Source organism: Novosphingobium kunmingense (assembly GCF_002813245.1).
In the GTDB taxonomy this organism is placed as follows: domain Bacteria; phylum Pseudomonadota; class Alphaproteobacteria; order Sphingomonadales; family Sphingomonadaceae; genus Novosphingobium; species Novosphingobium kunmingense.
On the sequence record NZ_PHUF01000004.1, the window covers coordinates 420,528 to 441,876 of the forward strand.

Annotated in this window: 20 protein-coding genes; 13 read left to right on the top strand and 7 right to left on the bottom strand. The window is 67.5% G+C overall.

Features of this window, described 5'->3' with window-relative positions:
- Nucleotides 1-93: 93 nt before the first annotated feature.
- From zwf to B0I00_RS11480, 5 genes are read left to right on the top strand one after another with little or no spacing between them, the layout of a single operon-like run.
- A complete protein-coding gene (zwf, locus tag B0I00_RS11460) occupies nt 94-1,533 on the top strand; it encodes a glucose-6-phosphate dehydrogenase (protein ID WP_100867510.1) in 1,440 nt (479 codons plus the stop codon).
- Nucleotides 1,526-3,340, top strand: a complete 1,815-nt coding sequence (edd, locus tag B0I00_RS11465) for a phosphogluconate dehydratase (RefSeq protein WP_100867511.1) — start codon at nt 1,526-1,528, stop codon at nt 3,338-3,340. The genes zwf and edd overlap by 8 nt, the downstream gene beginning before the upstream one ends.
- Nucleotides 3,337-4,314, top strand: a complete 978-nt coding sequence (locus B0I00_RS11470; RefSeq protein ID WP_100867512.1) for a glucokinase — start codon at nt 3,337-3,339, stop codon at nt 4,312-4,314. Before edd ends, B0I00_RS11470 begins: the two co-directional genes overlap by 4 nt.
- Nucleotides 4,311-4,925 carry a bifunctional 4-hydroxy-2-oxoglutarate aldolase/2-dehydro-3-deoxy-phosphogluconate aldolase gene (gene eda / locus B0I00_RS11475; RefSeq protein WP_100867513.1) on the top strand — a complete coding sequence of 205 codons (615 nt, stop codon included), beginning with the start codon at nt 4,311-4,313 and terminating at the stop codon, nt 4,923-4,925. Before B0I00_RS11470 ends, eda begins: the two co-directional genes overlap by 4 nt.
- A complete protein-coding gene (locus tag B0I00_RS11480; RefSeq protein ID WP_100867514.1) occupies nt 4,922-7,693 on the top strand; it encodes a phosphoenolpyruvate carboxylase in 2,772 nt (923 codons plus the stop codon). Before eda ends, B0I00_RS11480 begins: the two co-directional genes overlap by 4 nt.
- On the opposite strand, the gene B0I00_RS11485 is transcribed toward B0I00_RS11480, so the two are convergent.
- Nucleotides 7,690-8,799, bottom strand: a complete 1,110-nt coding sequence (locus B0I00_RS11485; RefSeq protein ID WP_100867515.1) for a phospholipase D-like domain-containing protein — start codon at nt 8,797-8,799, stop codon at nt 7,690-7,692. The two genes, B0I00_RS11480 and B0I00_RS11485, sit on opposite strands and share 4 nt — an antisense overlap.
- A 139-nt stretch (nt 8,800-8,938) precedes the next feature.
- Here B0I00_RS11485 and B0I00_RS11490 point away from each other — a divergent pair, with 139 nt between their 5' ends.
- Nucleotides 8,939-9,577 (top strand): L,D-transpeptidase family protein, encoded by a 639-nt coding sequence (locus B0I00_RS11490; RefSeq protein WP_100867516.1) that lies wholly within the window; start codon nt 8,939-8,941, stop codon nt 9,575-9,577.
- On the opposite strand, the gene B0I00_RS11495 is transcribed toward B0I00_RS11490, so the two are convergent.
- Nucleotides 9,574-10,356 carry an SDR family oxidoreductase gene (locus tag B0I00_RS11495; RefSeq protein WP_100867517.1) on the bottom strand — a complete coding sequence of 261 codons (783 nt, stop codon included), beginning with the start codon at nt 10,354-10,356 and terminating at the stop codon, nt 9,574-9,576. The two genes, B0I00_RS11490 and B0I00_RS11495, sit on opposite strands and share 4 nt — an antisense overlap.
- Nucleotides 10,357-10,455: 99 nt before the next feature.
- Here B0I00_RS11495 and B0I00_RS11500 point away from each other — a divergent pair, with 99 nt between their 5' ends.
- Together B0I00_RS11500 and B0I00_RS11505 are read left to right on the top strand one after the other, a co-directional pair.
- Nucleotides 10,456-11,499 (top strand): NAD(P)-dependent alcohol dehydrogenase, encoded by a 1,044-nt coding sequence (locus tag B0I00_RS11500; RefSeq protein ID WP_100867518.1) that lies wholly within the window; start codon nt 10,456-10,458, stop codon nt 11,497-11,499.
- Entirely contained in the window at nt 11,496-12,146 is a 651-nt protein-coding gene (locus tag B0I00_RS11505) for a 2-hydroxychromene-2-carboxylate isomerase (protein ID WP_100867519.1), read from the top strand. Before B0I00_RS11500 ends, B0I00_RS11505 begins: the two co-directional genes overlap by 4 nt.
- Here B0I00_RS11505 and tilS read toward each other — a convergent pair.
- From tilS to B0I00_RS11530, 5 genes are all read right to left on the bottom strand, one after another.
- Nucleotides 12,143-13,039, bottom strand: coding sequence for a tRNA lysidine(34) synthetase TilS (tilS, locus tag B0I00_RS11510; protein ID WP_232730209.1), 897 nt, complete (start codon nt 13,037-13,039; stop codon nt 12,143-12,145). The two genes, B0I00_RS11505 and tilS, sit on opposite strands and share 4 nt — an antisense overlap.
- Nucleotides 13,040-13,091: 52 nt before the next feature.
- Nucleotides 13,092-14,114 (bottom strand): tetratricopeptide repeat protein, encoded by a 1,023-nt coding sequence (locus B0I00_RS11515; protein WP_198519221.1) that lies wholly within the window; start codon nt 14,112-14,114, stop codon nt 13,092-13,094.
- 149 nt (nt 14,115-14,263) lie between these two features.
- Nucleotides 14,264-15,115, bottom strand: coding sequence for a helix-turn-helix domain-containing protein (locus B0I00_RS11520; RefSeq protein ID WP_100867521.1), 852 nt, complete (start codon nt 15,113-15,115; stop codon nt 14,264-14,266).
- Nucleotides 15,116-15,264: 149 nt separating this feature from the next.
- Nucleotides 15,265-17,544, bottom strand: a complete 2,280-nt coding sequence (gene ptsP, locus B0I00_RS11525; RefSeq protein ID WP_100867522.1) for a phosphoenolpyruvate--protein phosphotransferase — start codon at nt 17,542-17,544, stop codon at nt 15,265-15,267.
- 113 nt (nt 17,545-17,657) lie between these two features.
- Nucleotides 17,658-17,813 carry a YdcH family protein gene (locus tag B0I00_RS11530; RefSeq protein ID WP_100867523.1) on the bottom strand — a complete coding sequence of 52 codons (156 nt, stop codon included), beginning with the start codon at nt 17,811-17,813 and terminating at the stop codon, nt 17,658-17,660.
- Between the two features lie 204 nt (nt 17,814-18,017).
- On the opposite strand from B0I00_RS11530, the gene B0I00_RS11535 reads away from it, so the two are divergent.
- The 5 genes from B0I00_RS11535 (at nt 18,018) to B0I00_RS11555 (ending at nt 21,341) form a co-directional block, all read left to right on the top strand.
- Nucleotides 18,018-18,215, top strand: coding sequence for a YdcH family protein (locus B0I00_RS11535; protein WP_100867524.1), 198 nt, complete (start codon nt 18,018-18,020; stop codon nt 18,213-18,215).
- Nucleotides 18,216-18,354: 139 nt separating this feature from the next.
- Complete coding sequence (locus B0I00_RS11540; protein ID WP_100867525.1) at nt 18,355-18,816, top strand: DUF1465 family protein; 462 nt, start codon at nt 18,355-18,357, stop codon at nt 18,814-18,816.
- A gap of 61 nt (nt 18,817-18,877) precedes the next feature.
- A complete protein-coding gene (locus B0I00_RS11545) occupies nt 18,878-19,783 on the top strand; it encodes an MBL fold metallo-hydrolase (RefSeq protein ID WP_100867526.1) in 906 nt (301 codons plus the stop codon).
- A complete protein-coding gene (locus B0I00_RS11550) occupies nt 19,765-20,442 on the top strand; it encodes a DUF4230 domain-containing protein (RefSeq protein ID WP_100867527.1) in 678 nt (225 codons plus the stop codon). The genes B0I00_RS11545 and B0I00_RS11550 overlap by 19 nt, the downstream gene beginning before the upstream one ends.
- 92 nt (nt 20,443-20,534) lie before the next feature.
- Nucleotides 20,535-21,341, top strand: coding sequence for a hypothetical protein (locus tag B0I00_RS11555; protein WP_232730211.1), 807 nt, complete (start codon nt 20,535-20,537; stop codon nt 21,339-21,341).
- Nucleotides 21,342-21,349: the final 8 nt, after the last annotated feature.

Below are 21,349 nucleotides of genomic sequence, written 5' to 3' on the forward strand. Positions count from 1 at the left end.
GTTTGCGCTGCACTGGCGCAGGCGTCCCGGCACTGCTAGCTGGCGATGGTGCGATGCGGCATGATCGCTGCTCGTGCCCCGGGAGAATCGACGATGACCTTTACAGCGGACCGCTTGCTGCTGTTCGGCGCAACCGGCGACCTGGCGCAGCGCATGCTGCTGCCTTCGCTGTGTGCGCTACACGACGACAAGCTGATCGCGCCCGAACTGCGCATCATCGGCACCGCCCGCTCCGATTACGACGATGACAGTTATCGCGCCTTTGCGCGAGCGGCGCTGGAGAAGCATCTCCCCGATTTCCGCAAGCCGGCCATCGACAGCTTCCTGCCGCGCCTGACCTACCAGTCTCTCGACGCGAACGAGGCGGACCATTTCAAGGACCTCTCGGACGAGATCGGCACGATCGAAAAGGGCCTGGCGATCTTCCTGTCGACCGCCCCCAGCCTGTTCGAACCGACCATTGCCGGGCTGACTCATGCGGGGCTTACGGGAAGCATGGTGCGCATCGGCCTCGAAAAGCCGCTGGGCGACAGCCTGGCTTCCAGCCGCGAGATCAATGATGCGGTCTCGGCCGCCTTCCCGGAAGAGCGGATTTTCCGCATCGACCACTATCTCGGCAAGGAAACGGTCCAGAACCTCCTGGCGCTGCGCTTCGCCAACATCCTGTTCGAGCCCCTGTGGAATGCGGCGCACATCGACCACGTTCAGATCACCATCGCCGAAACGGTCGGCCTGGAAAGCCGGGTCAGCTACTACGACGGCGCCGGGGCGTTGCGCGACATGGTCCAGAACCACATGCTCCAGTTGCTCGCGCTGGTGGCGATGGAGCCGCCCTCCAACTTCGACGCCACCGCCATCCGCGACGAAAAGGTCAAGGTTCTGCGCGCGCTGCGTCCCGTCGCGCCGAACGAAAGCGTCACCGGCCAGTACCGCAAGGGCGCGATCGAAGGACAGCCGGTGCCTGGATACGACGACGAACTGGGCAAGGATTCCGACACCGAGACCTTCGTTGCCCTGAAGGCACACGTCGACAACTGGCGCTGGCAGGGCGTGCCCTTCTACCTGCGCACCGGCAAGCGCCTGCCCGAACGCAAGACCGAAATCGTCGTCAACTTCCGCTGCATTCCCCATTCGATCTTTGCCTCGCGCGGGGCCAAGGCCCAGCCCAACGCGCTGGTCATCGGGATCCAGCCCGAAGAAAACGTCCAGCTTCAACTGATGGCCAAGGTGCCGGGACTGGACCGCGAAGGCATCCGCCTGCGCGCGGTTCCGCTCAACATCACGATGCCCGACGCCTTTGCCGGACCGACCAAGCGCATCGCCTACGAACGGCTGCTGCTCGACCTGATCGAGGGCGACCAGACCCTGTTCGTCCGCCGCGACGAGGTCGAGGCGCAGTGGACCTGGATCGACGAGGTGCGCAGCACCTGGGCCGAACACGGCCATACGCCCAAGGCCTATTCGGCGGGCAACTGGGGGCCGAGCGCCGCCATCGCGCTGGCCGAACGCGACGGGGTGACTTGGCATGAGTAAGCTTCATCCCACGGTCGAGCGCGTCACCCAGCGCATCATCGACAAGTCGAAAGCCAGCCGCCGCCGCTACCTCGACCTGATGGACCGCGAGGCCGAGCGCTTTCCGGGGCGCGGCGCGCTGTCGTGTTCGAACCTGGCCCACGGCTTTGCCGCATCGGAGGGCGACAAGCCGGCGATCGCCAGCGGCCGCGGGCCGAACCTGGCCATCGTCACCGCCTACAACGACATGTTGTCGGCGCATCAGCCCTATGCCCGCTATCCCGAGGCGATGAAGCTTTATGCCCGCGAAGTTGGCGCCACGGCACAGGTCGCGGGCGGCGTGCCGGCCATGTGCGACGGTGTCACCCAGGGCCAGGACGGCATGGAACTGTCGCTGTTCAGCCGCGATACCATTGCGCTTGGCACGGCCATCGCGATGAGCCACGCCATGTTCGACGGCATGGCCCTGCTCGGCATCTGCGACAAGATCGTGCCGGGCCTGGTCATCGGCGCACTGCGCTTTGGCCACCTGCCGGCGATCTTCGTGCCCTCGGGGCCAATGCCCACGGGCCTTGGCAACCGCGAGAAGCAGAAGGTCCGCCAGCTCTACGCCGAGGGCAAGGCTACGCGCGACGACCTGCTGGCCAGCGAAAGCGCCAGCTATCACTCGGCGGGCACCTGCACCTTCTACGGAACGGCCAATTCCAACCAGATGATGATGGAGATGATGGGGCTGCACATTCCCGGCGCCTCGTTCATTCCGCCGGGCACTCCGCTGCGATCGGCACTCACACGCGCCGCCGTGCACCGCCTGGCGCAAATCGGCCGCGACGGCGGGGACTTTCGCCCGATGGCCCGCGTGGTCGATGAAAAGGCCATCGTCAACGCCGTGGTCGGCCTGCTCGCCACTGGCGGATCGACCAATCACGCAATCCACATTCCGGCCATGGCGCGCGCCGCCGGGGTGCTGCTCGACTGGCAGGACATCGACGAGCTTTCCGCCGTCGTGCCGTTGATCGCGCGGGTCTATCCCAACGGCGCGGGCGACGTGAACCACTTCCACGCCGCCGGCGGCATGGGCTTCGTCGTCAAGGAACTGCTGGGGGCAGGACTCGCCCATGCCGATGTGCTGACAGTGGCCACGGGCGGCATGGCCGCCTATGCCGAAGAACCGCACCTCGATGGCGAAGCGCTGGCATGGAAGCCGGCGCCCGAGACGAGCGGCGACGATGCGATGCTCCGCCCGGTTTCAGCGGCCTTCCTGCCCGATGGCGGCATGCGGCTGGTCCAGGGCAATCTCGGCCGCGGCACCTTCAAGACCAGCGCGGTCGATTCCAGCCGCTGGACGATCGAGGCGCCGTGCCGCGTGTTCGAGACACAGGAAGCCGTCCAGGCCGCGTTCAAGGCCGGCGAACTCGACCGCGACGTGATCGTCGTCGTCCGCTTCCAGGGGCCGCGCGCCAACGGCATGCCCGAACTGCACAAGCTGACCCCGCCGCTCGGCGTCCTGCAGGACCGAGGGCACAAGGTCGCGCTCGTTACCGATGGGCGAATGAGCGGCGCTTCGGGCAAGGTTCCCGCTGCGATCCACGTGACGCCCGAAGCGCTGGCCGGCGGCCCGCTTGCCCGGCTGCGCGATGGCGATGTCATCAAGCTGTGCGGCCATGACGGTCTACTGGCGGTCAAGGCCGATCTAGCCGGGCGCGAACCCGCTCAAGCGCCAGCCGAACAGATGGGCATGGGCCGCGAACTGTTTGCCATGCTGCGCCGCCATGCCGACGGCGCCGAACTGGGGGGATCGGCCATGCTTGCGGAGGCAGGACTGTGACGACCCGGCTGGTCACGGTCGACATCGGCGGCACCCACGCCCGTTTCGCCATGGCCGAGATCGCCGACGACGGGACGATCCTGCTGGGCGACCCCGTCACGCTCCACACCAGCGATCACGCCAGCTTCCAGACCGCCTGGGAACACTTCGCTGACATGCAGGGCGGCAAGGTGCCCGAATGCGTGGCAATCGCCATTGCCGGGCCGGTAGGCGGTGACATCATCCGCTTCACCAACAACCCGTGGATCATTCGCCCGGCGCTGATCCCGGAAAAGCTGGGCGCGGACCGCTACACGGTGATCAACGACTTCGGCGCGGTAGGCCATGCGGTCGCCCGCGCCGATGCCGATCATTTCCTCCACTTGGCAGGACCGGACGAGCCGCTACCGGCCGCCGGGACGATCTCCATCGTCGGACCCGGCACCGGCCTTGGCGTTGCCCACATCTGGCGCGACGGTGCAGGCGGTTACCGCGTCCAGGCGACCGAGGGCGGGCATATCGACTATGCGCCGCTCGATACGATCGAGGATGCGATCCTCGCCCGACTTCGGCTGCGCTACCGCCGTGTCTCGGCCGAGCGGGTGGTCTCCGGCCCGGGCCTCGTCGACATCTACGAAGCCCTCGCCCAGATGGAAGGCCGCGCCATCCAGCCGATCGACGATCGCAGCCTGTGGCAGCTGGGCACCAGCGGCGAAGACAGCCTGGCCGCCGCCGCAGTCGATCGGTTCTGCCTCTCGCTCGGTTCCTTCGCGGGTGACATTGCGCTCGCCCAGGGCGCGGCCGGCGTCGCCATCGCCGGGGGCCTCGGCCTGCGGATCAAGGATACCCTGCTGCGTTCGGGCTTTGCCAACCGCTTCATAGCCAAGGGGCGTTTCGAGGCTCTTATGGCGGCCTTGCCGGTGCGCCTGATCACCCATCCGCAGCCGGGCTTGTTCGGCGCCGCGGCCGCCTTTGCCAAGGAGCACCTGTCGTGAGCCCGATCGAAGCCATAATGCGCAAGGCGCCGGTCATACCCGTGCTGGTGATCGACGAGGTGGCTCATGCCCGCCCCATCGCGGAAGCCTTGGTGGCGGGCGGTCTGCCCGTGCTCGAAGTCACGCTGCGCACCGCCTCGGCGCTCGACGTGATCCGCGAGATGAAGCAGGTCGAAGGCGCGATCGTCGGCGCAGGTACCGTGCTGAACGAACACGCCCTCGCAGACGCACTGGGCGCGGGCTCGGAATTCATCGTCTCCCCCGGCCTGACCGACAGCCTGGCCAAGGCCGCGCTGGCCGCCAACGTGCCCTTTCTTCCCGGCACGGCGACATCGTCCGACATTATGCGCGGGCTGGACCTGGGGATCGACCGGTTCAAGTTCTTCCCGGCCGAAGCCAACGGCGGGATCCCCGCCCTCAAGGCGATCGCTGCACCCTTCGGATCCGTCAAGTTCTGCCCGACCGGTGGAATCACCGCAGCTACGGCGCCCGACTGGCTCGCGCTCGACGCGGTGCTGTGTTGCGGAGGATCGTGGCTCGTTCCCAAGGGCCCTCCTGACGTAGCTGCCATCGAGGCAGCGGCCCGCGCGGCGGCGGCGCTGGCGCAATGAGCCTGAGCGCCCGGCTCGACGCGCGGCTCCAGGCGCTCCATCCGCACACGGCCGAAACGCCGCTTTTCAACCCGGTCTTCCAGCTTGGCCTCGAACTGTCGCGCGAGCTTGAAAGCGGCGAGACCAGCCTCGATGCACTCGAAGCACTGGTCGCCGAACTGGAATGCGACGGCCTGATCGCACGGGCCGCGCGCCTCGAGCGGCTGCTCGCCCCGATCGACACGGTCGAGAACCGCGCGCGCCTTGCGGCCCTGGCGACGTCCGACAGCTTCGATGCGTTTGCCGCGCGGTGGAGCCGGCCTCTGGTCCACGTGGTCTTCACCGCGCATCCGACCTTCCTGATGACGCAGCGCCAGGCCGAAGCGGTCGCCGGCGCTGCCTCGTCCGGGCAGATCGGCGCCCACGCCGCCTGCGTTGCTCCCCACGATCGCGACACGATCACGCTCGACAGCGAACACGCCGCAGCCATGGCCGCGCTGGCCCGGGCGCAGGACGCGCGCGACACCATCACCGCGACGCTGCTGGCGGGCGCCCGTGACGCCTGGCCGGAGCAATGGCGCAGCCTTGCCCCGGTGCCACTGCGCTTCGCCAGCTGGGTCGGCTACGACATGGACGGGCGCACCGACATTTCCTGGGCGACATCGCTGCGCTATCGCTTGTCGGAGAAGGCCGAGCGGCTGGTCCGCTATGCCGCCCAGCTGCGCGATCTCGCTCCAGCGGTTTCGGCGTCTCTTGCCCGCGCTGCCGAGCGCGCCGGCGAGATGGCCGTGCTTTTCGCGCAGGACCTGTCCGCGCCTGCCGCACTGTCCGCCGCGGCCGACAGTCTGACCGCCGAGCACCCCGACAAGCTGACCAGTCTGGCAGCTACGATCGCCGAACTGGAACGCCTTGCCGGCGCTGCCGACGAAGCCGCGGCGCAGGCGCTTCTGGTGGTGGCGGCCGCGATGCGCGCAGACGGGCTCGGCATGGGCTGGATCCACTTCCGCGTAAACTCCAGCCAATTGCAGAACGCGATCCGCCGGCGCATCGATCCAGACGGCAAGCTCGATCTTTCGAGCCAGGCCGCGTTGGTGCGGATGCGCGAACTTCTGGCCGAAGCTCACCCGCTGCGCACCAATTTCGCCGCGCTTGCGATCGAGAACAGCACCGCCGTCCGCCAGTTCCTCGCCATGGCGCAGATCCTTCACCACATCGACTCCGATACGCCGATCCGCATGCTGGTGGCCGAATGCGAGCAGCCGACCACAGTGCTGGCCGCACTCTATTTCGCGCGGCTGTTCGGGATCGACGACAAGGTCGATGTCTCGCCCCTGTTCGAGACGGAAAGCGCGCTCGAACACGGCGGCCGCTTTCTCGATGCGCTTCTCGCCGAAGAGGCATACCGCACCTACGCCCGCAGGCGCGGCCGCGTGTCGATCCAGACCGGGTTCTCCGACGCGGGGCGCTTCGTCGGGCAAATCCCTGCCTCGCTGGCAATCGAGCGCCTGCAAGGCCGGCTGTCCGAAGCCATGGCCGCCAACGGCCTGACCGATGTCGCTGCGCTGGTCTTCAACACCCATGGCGAAAGCATGGGCCGCGGCGCGCATCCGTCGTCGTTTTCAGACCGGGTCGAGTGGCCGCTGTCGCCCTGGTCGCGGCGCCGCTTCGCCCGCGCAGGCATCCGGCTGGAACCCGAAGTCAGCTTCCAGGGGGGTGACGGCTATCTTTTCTTCGGCACGCCAGAGCTGGCGCTGGCCACCCTCACCCGCTTTGCCGAGGCGGCCCCGGCCGAAACCGACCCCGAGGTGCCGACCGACCCGTTCTATCGCCGCACCGACCTTTCGCTCGATTTCTACCGGGCGATCCGCCGCGTCCAGAACGGCTACCTGACCAGCCGGACCTATCCGCGCGCGGTCACCGCCTTCGGGCTTGGCCTGCTCAACGATACCGGCAGCCGCAAGAGCCGCCGCCAGTCCGACCTTGCCGCCGATCGCGAGATGAGCCTGCGCCAGATCCGCGCGATTCCGCACAACGCGGTACTGCAGCAACTCGGCTATCCGGTAAACGTCATCGCCGGGTTCGGGACGGCGGCGGACGGAAACTACGAAGCGCTGGCCGGTCTGCTGCGCGAAAGCCCGCGCGGCCGGCAGATGGTCCGCCTGGTCCGCGCCGCAAACGCCTTGGCCAGCATCAAGACGGTCGCCGCCTATGGCGAACTGTTCAATTCGGCCTACTGGTCGAGCCGGCCCTATCGCGGCAACGAGAACCACATTGCCGAGGCCTGCCTGGCGCTGGCCGAATATCTGACGACCGACGACCGGGTCGGGGTATTCCGCCGCCTGGCCTCGCGCCTGCGGGTCGATGCGCTCAAGCTGCACCGTCTGCTCGACTTGATCCCGGACGAAGCCCCGCTGGACGACCGCGAACACACCCGCCGCACCCTTGGTGTCCTGCAGGCGCTGCGCCTGGCGCTGTTCCAGCACATGTTCATCAAGGCCGTGTCGGTGCCCGCCTTCAGCCGCGCCAACGACATCAGCCGCGACGACGTGCTGGAAATGGTCTTTACCCTGCGCGTGGACGAGGCGCTGGCCCAGTTGCGCCGCGCCTTCCCCGTGCATTTCCCCAACATCGGCGACTTTACCGTGGCCGAGCCGAGCGATTATCCGGACGATGCGGCCGTTGGTTACGAGGCGATCCACCGCGATTTCATCGAACCGATCGGGCGCGCGCAGGCGTTGTCATTGCGGATCACGACGGCGATCGCCAACGTCTTCGGCGCGCACGGTTAAGGTCCGCGCCACTCCGCAATGCGCGGGCCGTGGTCGAGCAAGCTGACCAGTGCATCGGCAGCCTTCAGCGCGGCCGTGGCCCTGCCTGACCGCCAGCGTGAGAAGTCGCCCGGTTCAGGAACGCTGGCGCCTTCGCGCAGTGGTTCCAGCACCTGTTCGGCAAAGGCAGCGATAAGCCCCGTATCGCGCACCGTGGCGACATATTCGGCGTTGGCGCGGTGGCTGACGAAGTCGAAGTTGGACGATCCGATCACCAGCGCCTCGCCATCGACCAGCGCGGCCTTGGCATGGGTCATCATCGGGGTCAGCCGGATGTCGAGCCCCGAACGCTGCGCCACCCCCATCAGGTAGTCGCGAATCACCGGCTTGTTGTTGGGCCTGGGAGTGTAGAGTCGCACCGCTACCCCGCGCGCTGCGGCCATTGCCAGAGCGTCGACGAAAGGGAAGGTCGGATAGGCGCTGACCATGTCGATCGAACTTCGCGCTGCCGCGAATGTTTCCAGAAGCGGCGTGAAGCCCGCCTCGTTCGCCTGCCCGTCGAGGCTGACCAGATCGACCCCGGCGGCGGTCACGGCGCTGGTCGCGGTCCTCCCGCTCCAGTCGCGTTCGAATTCGGCGCGGGCCCAGGCGGCAACTTCGGGATGCTCGATCCGCACCATCATGTCGTGCCAGGCGAAGTTGTGGTCGGAAAAATTGACCCCGCCGATCCACACCGCATCGTCGATCACCAGCAGCTTCTTGTGGTTGCGGGTGGCATAGCGAAGCGGATTGCGGCCGACCGGATTGGTCAGGCGCAGCCCGACGCCGGCGGCCTTCAGGCCATCGAACATTGCCCAGGTCGCCCCGGCCTCCGCCTTGAGCGCGGGGTCGCGGCTGAGCGCCAGGAAGCGGTCGTTGATCACGTGGCGAGTGTAATCGTCGACCAGCACGCGGCGGTCGGCGGCCGCGCTGTTGGCGATCGCATCGGCCACGCCGCGTCCGGCCGCATCGCCTTCGAAGGTCATGGCCTGAACCAGCACGCGGCTGGTCGCGGCGGCCATATCGGCACGCGCGCGCTCCCAGAACGCGGCGGAGCCGACCAGCAGTTCGAAACGCGGTTCCTTCATTGTCGGCGCCAATGGCAGGGCTGGTCGCACCAGGCAAGCATGGCGCGCGCCTTAACCTTTGGCCCGCTTCCGGTCCCGCACCGGAACGCGGACAACCGCCCGCTGGTCTTTACCGCGCGGTGCGGGCTAGACAGGCTTCATGCCGTTCAAGCCGACGTTCCGCCTGATGCTTCTCACCGGTCTTGGCCTTGCCTTGCTGGCCTTTGCTTGGCTAGCCCTGTCGCCGCGGGCGCCGGCCTCCCGAGAGCCGCTCCCGCCGACGAACGAGGGTGCCTTTGCCGAACCGCTCGCTCCGCCAAGCGCTGCCGCAAGGAACGACAGCCTTGTCATCAAGCGCATCCTGCCGATCGCCGGGCCGATCAAGTACGGCGAATGGCACTGGGACGCCAAGAACGTACCGCAAGGGTCGGTCGTGATCACGGTCGATCTCGAGGCGCGGGTTCTCTCGGTGTTCCAGGGCGGCTACGAGATCGGGGCCACCGCGGTCCTCCTCGGCACGGCCGAGAAGCCGACCCCGCTCGGCCTGTTCCCGGTCAAGTGGAAGAAGCAGGACCACTATTCATCCACTTACGACGGCGCGCCGATGCCCCATACCATGAACCTCACCCCCGATGGCGTAGCGATCCACGGAACCAAGGTTGAAAAGGGCTATGCCAGCCACGGCTGCATCGGGGTGCCCGATGCATTTGCCGCCCGGCTTTTCGCGGTCACGCCGGTGGGTACGCCCGTCTACATCACCAAGGGCATGATGGCGAAGCTGGGCGACAGCCTGACCTAGCGCGGCGCCATGCGGATCGCGCCGTCGAGGCGGATGCACTGGCCGTTGAAATAGCTGTTGCGCGCCAGTTCGAGCGCCAGGCTGCCGAACTCCTCGGGCTTGCCGAGGCGCTTGGGGAACGGCACCGAGGCGGCAAGGCTTTCCAGAACCTGCGGCCGGGCGCCAAGCATCAGGGGCGTCGCGAAAATGCCCGGCATGATCGAATTGACCCGGATGCCGATGTCCGACAGGTCGCGCGCCATCGGCAGGACCAGACCGTTGACCCCCGCCTTGGCAGAGCCATAGATCACCTGGCCGATCTGCCCGTCCTGCGCCGCGACCGAAGCGGTCAGCGTGATGCAGCCGCGCTCGCCATCCTCAAGTGGTTCCAGTGCGGCCATGCCTTCGGCCGAGAGCGAGGCGATGCGGTAGCTCGCCACCAGGATGCCATTGACGCCATAGATGTAATCGTCGGTCGACAGGCGCTTCAGCTTGCCGGCGTCCTTGTCGTAGGCCAGCGTCTTGCCGCGGCGGCTGGTCATCGCGCAATGAACGGTGATGCGTTCCTGGCCGTGGGCGGCGCGGGCCTTGGCGAATCCATCGATCACCGATTGCTCGTCGGTGATGTCGACCCGGCAGAACAGCCCGCCGATGGCCTTGGCCACGGCCTCGCCCTTCTCCTCGTTGACGTCGAAGATTGCGACCTTGACCCCGGCACCGGCCAAAGCATGGGCCGTCGCCTCGCCAAGGCCCGAGGCACCGCCGGTCACCACCGCCGCCGTACTGGAATCGATCCGCATCGCTTGCTCTCCCGTTCTTAATCGCCCGATTAATGCCGTGCCGCTTGACGCGCCGCAAGCGCAATTCCAGCATGGGCGCAGCGCGCAGAGGAGAACGCCATGACTGCAACCGCCGCATGGGGTGCGACCGCCCCGGATTCGGGTCTCAATCCCCTGACCATCGACCGACGTGCCCTGCGCGACGAGGATGTGGCGATCGACATCGCCTATTGCGGGGTGTGCCATTCCGACCTGCACGTGGCACGCAACGACTGGGGACGGTCGAACTATCCGTTCGTTCCGGGGCACGAGATCGTCGGTACCGTGCGCGAGGTGGGCGCGGGCGTGACGCGGTTCAAGGTCGGCGACCGGGTAGCGATCGGCACCGTGGTCGACAGTTGCCGGCGCTGCGACGCCTGCCTCGACCATGAGGAAAACTACTGCCGCGAAGGGGTTACCGGCACCTACAACGCGAAAGACCGGATCGACGGCACGCCGACCTATGGTGGCTATTCCGCCGCGATCGTGGTGGCCGAGCCCTATGTGCTGAAAGTTCCAGACGCGCTCGACATGGCGGCCGCCGCGCCCCTGCTCTGCGCGGGGATCACGACCTACTCGCCGCTCAGGAACTGGAACGTCGGACCAGGATCCAATGTCGGCGTGATCGGGCTCGGCGGGCTGGGGCACATGGGGGTCAAGTTCGCCAAGGCACTTGGGGCGGAGGTGACGATGATCACCACTTCCCCGGCCAAGGGGGAGGATGCGCGGCTGCTGGGCGCCGATCATGTCCTGGTTTCGACCGACAAGGCGGCCATGACGGCGGCGAATCGGAGCTTCGACTTCCTGCTCGACACGATCCCGGTCCAGCACGACGTGACGCCCTACCTGATGCTGCTCGACCGCAAGGGCACGCTGTGCCTGGTCGGCATGATCGACAAGATGCCCACGTTCCACACCGGGCTGCTGCTCGGCGGGCAGAAGGCGGTATCCGGATCGGGAGTCGGCGGGATCGCTCAGACGCAGGAAATGCTCGATTTCTGTGCCGACAAGGGCATCGTCGCCGAGATCGAGATGATCCGCATGGACGAGATCAACCATGCCTGGGAGCGGATGGAAAAGGCCGACGTGAAGTACCGCTTCGTCATTGACATGGCCTCTCTGTGACCCACGCCGTCGACCTGTTCTGGTCTTTCCGCAGTCCCTATTCCTACCTGGTTGTGCCGCGACTGATGGAACTTGAGCGGGACTGGGACGCGGCGGTGAACGTCCGGCCGGTCCTGCCCATTGCGGTGCGCCAGCCCGAATTTTTCGCTCATGCCGATCCGCTGTGGACCAGCTACCTGATGCGCGACTGCGTACGCAGCGCCGAATATGCCGGCATGACGCTGCGCTGGCCGCGTCCCGATCCGGTGGTGATGGACATGGCCACGCGCACCTACCCGACCGAGCAGCCTCATATTCACCGCCTGACCCGGCTGGGCCAATTGGCCAGCGAGCGCGGCTTTGGCCTGCCCCTGCTGCGCGAGGTCAGCCACCTGATCTGGTCGGGCGAGACCGACGGCTGGCACGAGGGCGATCACCTGGCCCGCGCAGTTGACCGGGCCGGGGGCGATCTGGCCGAGATGGACGCCGCGCAGCACGCCGAAGCCGCGCGGCTCGACTCGGCGATCAAGGCGAACGAGGCCGACCAGCGCCTGGGCGGTCACTATGGCGTTCCGCTGATGGTGTACGAGGGCGAGCCCTTTTTCGGGCAGGACCGCTTCGACCAGCTGCTCTGGCGGATGCGGCAGAACGGCCTGAAGCGGCGTTAGGACCGCCGCCGTGGTGCCGTGGTGAAGGTCCACCCATCGGGCATGGCGCGCGCGACGAGATTGCCGATCGACGCCGGCTGGCGCGCGACGAGCGCATCGAACACCCGGGCCACGGCGCTGCCGCGCGGCGGGCTGCCATCCAGTTCGCTCACGATCCGCGCGATGATTCGCAGCGCGACGGCGCGCGGAGCGCGCGGGCGGTAGGTCAGCCCCATCGGCACAGCTGACACGCAGCTATCCCATTCGGCACCCGCCATCCAATCCAGCGCGGCGTCGGCATCGGCAAGGTTCGCGGCACTGGCCGCCAGCGCGGGAACGTCGATCCAGTCCGCTCTGGCAAGGGCCTTGCGGATCCGCACGCGATCGAAGCGATCGTCGCTGTTGGACGGATCGTCGACCGCTGCAATCCCGGCCGCCGCCACAACGCTCGTCAGTTCGCCCCTGCGCCAGCCGAGCAACGGGCGCAGCAGCGGCAGGCGGGTGTCAGGAACCACGCCCCGCGCACGCACCCCGGCCAGACCGGCAACGCCGCTTCCCCGGTTGAGCCGGGCGAGCAGGGTCTCGGCCTGGTCGTCGGCGTGGTGCGCGGTGGCGATGGCCGCCAGCCCTTCGCGTTGCGCCCAGTCGGCCAGAGCGCCATAGCGGGCACCGCGCGCCTCGGCCTGGACGTTGCCCGGATCGACCGTGACGCGCAGCGTCTGGTGCGCAACGCCGAGATCGGCGCAAAGCGTGGCGACCATCGCCGCTTCGTCAGTGCTGGCTGCGCGCAGGCCGTGATCGACCGTGGCGGCGGCAATGCGGTCCGGCCGCACCGCGCGGGCCAGAAGCAGGAGCGCCAGGCTGTCGGGCCCGCCCGACACGGCCAGGCCCAGCCGCCCCTCGCCAGTCCACAAGGCGGCGAGATCGGCGGCGAAACGCCGGGTCAGGTCAGCGGCTGGCGAAACCTCAATTGCACTTCACCTCTTTGCGAATGGTGTCGTACGACACCTTGAGGCGGCCCGAAGCTTCGGCGGCGTACTCGTCGCCGAACTGGGCCAGTGCGACGCAGGCCCGCGTCGTATCCTTGAGCTGTCGCATCGCTTCGGCGAGGTAAAGCAGGCTGTCCGGCGCACGATCGCCGCGCTTGTTCGCCTGGTAGTTCTGCAGGAACCAGCTGGCCGCCTCGCGCGGGTTGGCGTCGTCGAGATAGGCGCGGCCCAACAGGTTTCGCGCATAGCTGGCGCGGGCGTGCTTGGGGTACTTCTGCAGGAACAGCTTCAGCTGCTGCTGCGCCTCGGGATAGAACTTGGCGTCGTAGAGTCGGAAACCATAGCTGTATTCGTCGTCGCCGGCGTCGCCGGTCGATGGTTTCTCGACCGCCTTGACGGCGGCGAGGCGGGCGCTGCCGCTGATCGCGGGCTTGGTCGCAGCAGGCTTGGCTGCGGCAGGCGCAGGACTTGCCGGCTTGGGCGCCGAAGCGCCGCCGGTCATCGCGGCCAGGTTCGCGCTGGCCACCGCGCCATTGGCGTTCGCCGCGATCGGCGTGATCGCCGCAGGCGCCGTCGACGTGGCAGGAGCCGCCGCGTCCGGAGAGCCCGTCATGCCCGGCGTCGCCGGGGCCGCCTCGGCTGCGGTGGCGGCAAAGCGGGCTTCCAGCTTGGCGAGGCGGTTTGCGTTCTCCTCGCCCTGGGCGGTCAGGCGGGCCATCTGCCGTTCGACCGAATCCATCCGCGTGAGCAGGTCGCTGACCGCGCTGCTGGCCGGAGTGCCGACCGGGGTGGTCGAGGGTTGGCCGGGCTGGACCTGCGGCGGGAAATACTTGCCGTCGCCGCCCGGGAAGACCTGTCGCTGCAGCGCCTTCACCTCGGCCTCGAGCTGGCGCAGCCGCGCATCGGCGTTGGCCGGCGCGCTTTGCGCCAAGGCCGGTGCGGCAAGGGCCAGGGCCAGCGTCACCAGGATCGGCTTCGCAGAGCGGAGCATACGGGTCATGTCAGTCTATCCCACCTCGAAGATACGCAGGTGCCGCCTATGCAGCGAGACGACCAAACCTGCGATGAACCGCATCTGTGTTAGACGCGCGTCAACCGCCGTGTCGAGCGGCGGGCAAGCGCTTTTGCGCAGGTTTTAAGGCTGTCCGGTCAGGTACCGGCGGGCGTCGGCACCGGCAGCGCCTGCGCGCTTGCGGGAACCACGGTCGCAGCCGGCACGGCGGCACGGGCCAGCAAGGCCGAAGCCGTGACCGGCACGTCGCGCACGGTCTTCTGCACGTCGGACAGCTTGGGCACCGGCTGACCGCCGATGGTAATGGCCAGAGCTTCGGGATGGGCGGTCCACAGCTTCACGTCGGCGACGTCCTGCGGCACGGTCCAAGCCTCGCCCTGCTGGAGTTCCTTCTGCAGAAGCTGCTTGCCGCTTCCGTCGGTGAACTTGACCCAGACGGCCGGCGCCTGCGCGGTGAACACCACCGGCCCGTTGGCGGGCGCCGGGGCGGCCACCGCGACGGGCGGCGGCGCCGCGGCCGGCGCGGCGGCGTTGGGCTCGGACAGGATCGAGGGCAATTCGCCTGCAGGGGCGTAGTAGCTGCGCCAGGCGAAGGCGACGCCCGCGACGATAACCACCAGCGCCGCCAGCGCCGCGATCCAGGCGAAACGCGCGCCCGGCACGCGGGCCGGATCGCCCGGTTCAAAGGCGGGGATGCCGCGCAGCGGCGGCGGCTCCTGGTTCGCCAGTTCGACCCGCACCGCGTCGACGACTTCGCGATCATCGAGCCCCAGCGCCTTGGCGACGCTGCGCGAGAAGCCGACGGCATAGGTGCGCGCGGGCAAGGCGGAAAAATCGCTGGCCTCGATCGCGGCCAGGTGCCGCTCGGGAATCTTCGTCACGTTTGAAAGTTGCGCCCGGCTCATCCCGGACGCTTCGCGCGCCCGCGCCAGGCGCGCGCCAACATTATCCAGAGGCAATTGCCCCTCAGCCACCAAAGTCTCCGCCATTTCGATCCCGAACCATTATGCAACCACGCCCCCGTGGCGAACAACATCGACCAAGGTTCTGCGAGTCAACGTTAATGCGTGCAATCGAGCGCCGCGGGCGACAGGATGCGCGGGAAATGTGACAGGCCGGTAGCAGGGCCGGCATCGGATCAGTCCACCTCGATCCCGCGCTCCTGCGCCCACCCGGTCAGGGCGGCGCGCAGGTCACGCGGCGGAGTCGACATCCAGCCGTTCATGGCCTTGCCGATCTCGTCGAGATCGACCTTGCGGACCAGCTCCTTGATCGGGCCGACCGCGGCCGGGGTGATCGAGAGCCGGCGGATGCCGATGCCCAGCAGGGCCAGTGCTTCGAGGCGGCGTCCGCCCATTTCGCCGCAGACCGTGACATCGACCGAATGGCCCGCCACCCCCTGCAAGACTCGCCGCAGGAAGCGCATGATCGACGGGCTGAGCCAGTCATAACGTTCGGCCAGCTTGGGATTCGAGCGGTCGGCGGCGAACAGGAACTGAGTGAGATCGTTGGTACCGATCGACAGGAACGAGAGGCGCGGCGCCAGCACGTCGAGCTGTTCGGCCAGCGCCGGCACTTCGAGCATCGCGCCATAGCGCACAGCTTCCGGAAGTATCTTCTTCTGACCCTTGAGGTAGGCGAGCTGGCTTTCGAACACGTCGCGCGCGGCGTCGAATTCCCACGGTTCGCTGACCATCGGGAACATGACGTTGAGCGTGCGGCCTGCCGCCGCCTCGAGCAGAGCCCGCGCCTGGACCTTGAGCAAGCCTTCGCGTTCGAGCGCCACGCGCAGCGCGCGCCAGCCCATTGCGGGGTTCTCCTCGTGCTCGCCGTCGTTGTGGCGCAGGTAGGGCAGCACCTTGTCGCCGCCGATGTCGACGGTGCGAAACACCACCGGCTTGTCGCCGGCCGCATCCATCACGTCGCGGTACAGGCGGGTCTGGCGCTCGCGCTGCGGCAGGGTGGCGCTGACCAGGAACTGGAATTCGGTGCGGAACAGCCCGACCCCGTCAGCACCGGCGAGCGCCAGATTGGGCATGTCGTCGCGCAGGCCGGCATTCATCATCACCGTGATGCGGGTGCCGTCGCGGGTAAAGGGTTCGACGTCGCGCAGCGCGGCATAGCCAGCGGCGCGCTCCTTGCTCTTCGCAAAGCGCGCCTCGAAGGCTTCGGCGACGGCCGGCTGGGGGCGGGCGACGACGTTGCCCTGATCCCCGTCCAGCAGCAGCGGATCGCCGTCGCGGATCACGCCGCGCAAGCCCCGGACCCGGCCCAGCACCGGGATACCCATGGCCCGCGCCACGATCACCACGTGGGCGGTGAGCGAGCCTTCCTCCAGCACCACGCCCTTGAGGCGACGCTTGTCGTATTCCAGCAGTTCGGCAGGACCCAGGTTGCGCGCGATCAGGATCGAATCCTGTCTTAGGCCCATCGAGGCTGCGGTGCCCATCTGGCCGGACACGATCCGCAAGAGGCGGTTCGACAGGTCTTCCAGATCGTGCATCCGGTCGGCCAGCAGCGGATCGTCGATCTGGCGCATCCGCATCCGGGTGCGCTGCTGGACCCGTTCGATCGCGGCCTCCGCGGTCAGGCCGCTGTCGATCGCCTCGATGATCCGGCGGCTCCACCCTTCGTCATAGGCGAACATCTTGTAGGTCTCGAGCACCTCCTCGTGCTCGCCGCCGACACCGAATTCGGCCTGGGCGGCCATGCGGTCGATCTGCTCGCGCATCTTGTCGAAGGCGAGGTAGACCCGCTGCAGTTCGGCATCGCGGTCATCGGCCATGACCTGGTCGATGGTGATGCGCGGCTGGTGGAACACCGCGACGCCCGCCGCCAGGCCCTTGACCAGCGACAGTCCCTGCAACCGCTGAGGACCGGTCAGCTGCGGAGACAGGCTTGCGACCTCCTCCTCGTCTACCAGGTCGGCGTTGGCGATCAGTTCGGACAGCACCATGGCGGTGGTCTGCAGCGCCTCGATCTCGACCTCTTCGTAGCGGCGCGGATCGACGTGCTGGACGCAGAGCACGCCGACCGCGCGCTCGCGCCGCACGATCGGCACGCCGGCAAACGAATGGTATTTGTCCTCGCCCGTTTCGGGGCGGTAGGAAAAGTCCGGATGAGCGGTCGCCTCGGCAAGGTTCAGGGTGTCGATGTTCTCGGCGATAGTGCCGACCAGGCCCTCGCCGATCGCCATGCGGGTGACGTGGACGGCTTCCTGAGCCAAGCCGCGCGTGGCGAAGAGTTCCAGCATCCCTTCGCGCAACAGGTAGATCGAGCAGACCTCGCTATCGAGGCCCTCGCCGATGATCTCGACCACGGTGTTGAGCTTGGCCTGGGCGTGATTGCGCGAGGCCATCACGTCGTGCAGGCGGGTCAGGATGGTGCGTGCGGCGGAAACGGCGCTGGTGACGGTCATGCGGCCGACACTATCCGAAAGCGGTTTCCAAGAAAACGCGCCTGCCCGAAAATATCCGGACCGCGCCTTCCGGCCTCACGGCGCGGAAAGACGCGAGCCGAAATTCCGAAAGGTCAGGCGGTGGAAAGTTCTTCCTTGATGCGCAACTTGCGCTTCTTGAGGGTCTGGACGAGCGAAAGGTCAGGCAGTGGTCGGCTCATTTCATCCCGAAGCTGCCGTTCGATGCCGGCGTGCTTCATCTGCAATGCGCTGACGTGCGACTGTTCCATACGGGAATCTCCTTTTGCTAGCCCCCCGAGGGACGCAGGAATCCGCCTGGTTTCCATGTCGGACACCCCGACTCGCTTGAAGCCGGCGGGACCTGCAATTGTCATGAAATCATATTAAGCCTATCTTGCGAAGTGTCTTGATAACCCGATGCGGCAAGCGCAGCCGGGACTGCGACGAACCGGCAGCACGAAAGGCCTCCCGCCTTGAACGAAGAGGAAATGCGCAAGCGCCTGGAAGCCTTGCGGATCGAGCACCGCGATCTCGATGCGGCGATCGACGCGCTGAGCGGCGGGGGCAGTTCCGACCAACTCCAGATCGCGCGCCTCAAGAAGCGGAAGCTCAAGCTCAAGGATCAGATCGCGATGATCGAGGACTACCTTATCCCTGATATCATTGCCTAAATCCGGTTAGCCCGTAAACTGACGCTTTTCCGCGGGTTTAGCGGCAAAATCGTCCCGTGCTGGCACAGTCTCGAATCGGGTGTGCGTAACCGAATCTACACCATTGCGAGAGGCGATTCGCCGTTCCTATCTGGGGTCCATGACGACCCCGTCGAACATCAATCCGCGGATTGTCGAAGCGCTCTACGGCGAAGCATTGGTCCTGTCGGACGAAGTCCGCGCAGCTTTCGCGCGCGAGGGTGCAGCGGACGGCGAAGATGCCGATCTCGTCAGGGTCGCCCTGTCGTGCGAGGCACTGCGCACCACCACGCGGATGATGCACGCGATCGCCTGGCTGCTCAACCATCGGGCCTTTTTCGCCGGTGACCTGAGCGAGTTCCAGTTGCGCCGCTATGGCAAGCTTGTCGAGTTTCCCGACGGCGATGCCGGGCACCTGGCCCGCCTTGGCCCCGACATGCGCGAGCTGGTCCACGCAACCGAGCAGTTCCACGCCCGGCTCAAACGGCTCGACAACGGCTGGCGCGAACGCGCGGCCGGAGCGCCGACCGCGATCGCCTGCCTGCGCGAACGGCTGAACCTGCAGGCCGTCAGCGCCGCCTGAGACAGGCCGTCAACCGGCAAACGCTTGGATTGGCGGCCAACAAGCGCCATATCGTCAGGCGATGAGCATTCCGCCCAAACCCTGGCCGACCGGCCTTGCCGAACAGTGCGAGCCGCTGGTGCGCCGCGTCCTGGCGCCAAACGCCTCGCCCTACACCTTTACCGGCACGCAGACCTACCTGGTCGGTGCGGGCGACCAGGTCGCGGTGATCGACCCCGGCCCCGCGGGCACCGGGGTAGCAGGCCACGCCGATACCCACGGCGAAGGCCACGTCGAGGCGATCCTGGCGGCAATCGGGGCGGCGCGGTTGTCCGCCATCCTGTGCACCCACACCCACCGCGACCATTCGCCCGCCTCGGTCGAACTGAAGGCGCGGACCGGCGCCCCGATCATCGGCTGCGCGGCCCTGGCGATGGAAGACGATGGCCCCCGCGCCGATGCCGCCTTCGATCCCGACTACGCTCCCGACAGGGTGCTGGCCGACGGCGACAGGGTAAGCGGCGATGGCTGGACGATCGAGGCGGTGGCCACCCCCGGCCACACCAGCAACCATCTGTGCTACGCCTTGCTGGAAAGCGGCGCGCTGTTCACCGGCGACCACGTCATGGCCTGGTCGACCAGCGTGGTTTCGCCGCCTGACGGCGACATGAGCGCCTACATGAAAAGCCTGCAGAAGCTGCATGATCGTGACGACCGGGTCTATTACCCCGCCCACGGCCCCGCAGTGGACAAGCCGCGCCAGCTGGTGCGCGGAATGCTGGGCCATCGCCGCCAGCGCGAGGCGCAGATATTGCGCCTCCTGGGTGAAAGGCCGCAGGCGATCACCGACATGGTGCCGGCAATGTACAAGGGGCTCGACCCCAGGCTGACCGGAGCGGCGGGGCGTTCGGTCCTCGCCCACCTGGTGGACTTGCGCCACCAGGGGCGCGTGGCCAGCGAGGGAGACCTATGGACGATCACCGCCTGACCGAGGCGCCTTCGCGCACCGCCGGGCCTGCGGTATCGCTCGCGCGCTCCGGCGGTCTGGTGCGAGCCTCGCTGCCCTGGCTGCTGTTCATTGCCACCCTTGGCGTGCTTGGCTGGCACGTGTTCAAGCCCGAGAAACTGGGCGACCCGCTGGCCACCAGCCTCGTCGCCTTCGAAAAGCAGAACCGCCTGACCGTGTTCAGCGCCGAACTCGCACCCGTCGTCGCGAGCGACGACAGCCGCTATTTCGGTATGCTCAAGACCCGGCAGGTCGCGGTGATCCCGGCGCGGGTCGATTTCACGATGGACCTTTCGGCGATGAATCGCGACCGGCTGAAATGGGACCAAGACAAGCGGCGGCTCGACGTGCTGCTGCCGCCGCTGCAGCTGTCGCGCCCCAATCTCGATGAAGCGCGCGCCCAGTATCTGCGCGAGGGAGTGTTCATTACCCGCGAGGCGCAGGACAAGCTCAACCGCAACACCACCCAGCTGGCCGAGCAGCAGGCCATGCGTGCCGCCGCCAACCCGGTGCTGATGCAACTGGCGCGGAGCGCCGCGAAGGACGCGATCCGGCAGAACCTGGCCATCCCGCTGCAAGTGGCGGGCTATGGCGACGTGACCGTCGAGGTCCGCTTCGAGGGCGAGCCAGTGCCGCAATAGGCTCGCCCTTGCGCGCCCGGCAAGGAAAGTGTAGTAACCCAATACAACACCTGATCGAAGAGCAGGGTCGCGCACCAGTGGGGAGATTCACAATGGCGACACTTGCCGGTTCCGCTCTTGCGGGACCCGATACCACCGTCGAGCCGCGCGGCGATGCCTTCTTCGCCAGGATGGCGATTGTCATGGCGCTGACCGTCGTGGCCGGTTTTTCCTTCCAGTTGGCCATGGGCCGATCGACCTTTGCTTCGCCGCTCAGGGTCCACATCCACGCCGTGCTGTTCATGGGCTGGGTCGCGATCTTCGTGCTGCAAAGCCAGTTCGCCACACGCGGGCCGATCGCCCTGCACCGCAAGCTCGGCTGGCTGGCGGTCGGCTGGATGTTCGCCATGCTGACCGCCGCGATGGTTGTGATCGTCGCCATGGCGCGCAACGGCACCGTGCCGTTCTTCTTCACGCCGCAGCACTTCCTGATCGCCGATCCTTTCACGCTGTTGGGCTTCATGGGATTGACCGGCGCGGCTGTGGCCCTGCGCCGCGACACGGACTGGCACGCCCGCCTGCACGTCGGCGGCATGGCCGTGCTGACCGGGCCTGCATTCGGGCGACTGATTCCGATGCCGCTGCTGGTTCCCTATGCGTTCGAAGCCGCGGGCGTCGGGTCGGCGTTGTTCCTGGTTGCCGGCATGGTCCGCGACAAGCGCAGGTCGGGCGCAGTTCACCCCGCGTGGTGGATCGGCATGGCCGTGCTGGTCGGCACGTTGGTGTTCGCGCGGGTCCTGGCCAACAGCCCGGTCGGCGATGCGATCTACCAAGCGGCCGTGGCCGGCTATCCGGGGGCTGACATTCCGGGACTGGAATATCCCGCGCCGCCGGGAACGCCCTTGCGCACGGGGCAGTAAGACGCCAC

Excerpts from the sequence above, each read along its gene's own strand:
- zwf (WP_100867510.1), top strand. The coding sequence starts at position 94 with ATGACCTTTACAGCGGACCGCTTGCTGCTGTTCGGCGCAACCGGCGAC.
- edd (WP_100867511.1), top strand. The coding sequence starts at position 1,526 with ATGAGTAAGCTTCATCCCACGGTCGAGCGCGTCACCCAGCGCATCATC.
- B0I00_RS11480 (WP_100867514.1), top strand. The coding sequence starts at position 4,922 with ATGAGCCTGAGCGCCCGGCTCGACGCGCGGCTCCAGGCGCTCCATCCG.
- B0I00_RS11485 (WP_100867515.1), bottom strand. The coding sequence starts at position 8,799 with ATGAAGGAACCGCGTTTCGAACTGCTGGTCGGCTCCGCCGCGTTCTGG.
- B0I00_RS11490 (WP_100867516.1), top strand. The coding sequence starts at position 8,939 with ATGCCGTTCAAGCCGACGTTCCGCCTGATGCTTCTCACCGGTCTTGGC.
- B0I00_RS11495 (WP_100867517.1), bottom strand. The coding sequence starts at position 10,356 with ATGCGGATCGATTCCAGTACGGCGGCGGTGGTGACCGGCGGTGCCTCG.
- B0I00_RS11500 (WP_100867518.1), top strand. The coding sequence starts at position 10,456 with ATGACTGCAACCGCCGCATGGGGTGCGACCGCCCCGGATTCGGGTCTC.
- B0I00_RS11515 (WP_198519221.1), bottom strand. The coding sequence starts at position 14,114 with ATGACCCGTATGCTCCGCTCTGCGAAGCCGATCCTGGTGACGCTGGCC.
- B0I00_RS11520 (WP_100867521.1), bottom strand. The coding sequence starts at position 15,115 with ATGGCGGAGACTTTGGTGGCTGAGGGGCAATTGCCTCTGGATAATGTT.
- ptsP (WP_100867522.1), bottom strand. The coding sequence starts at position 17,544 with ATGACCGTCACCAGCGCCGTTTCCGCCGCACGCACCATCCTGACCCGC.
- B0I00_RS11530 (WP_100867523.1), bottom strand. The coding sequence starts at position 17,813 with ATGGAACAGTCGCACGTCAGCGCATTGCAGATGAAGCACGCCGGCATC.
- B0I00_RS11540 (WP_100867525.1), top strand. The coding sequence starts at position 18,355 with ATGACGACCCCGTCGAACATCAATCCGCGGATTGTCGAAGCGCTCTAC.
- B0I00_RS11545 (WP_100867526.1), top strand. The coding sequence starts at position 18,878 with ATGAGCATTCCGCCCAAACCCTGGCCGACCGGCCTTGCCGAACAGTGC.
- B0I00_RS11550 (WP_100867527.1), top strand. The coding sequence starts at position 19,765 with ATGGACGATCACCGCCTGACCGAGGCGCCTTCGCGCACCGCCGGGCCT.
- B0I00_RS11555 (WP_232730211.1), top strand. The coding sequence starts at position 20,535 with ATGGCGACACTTGCCGGTTCCGCTCTTGCGGGACCCGATACCACCGTC.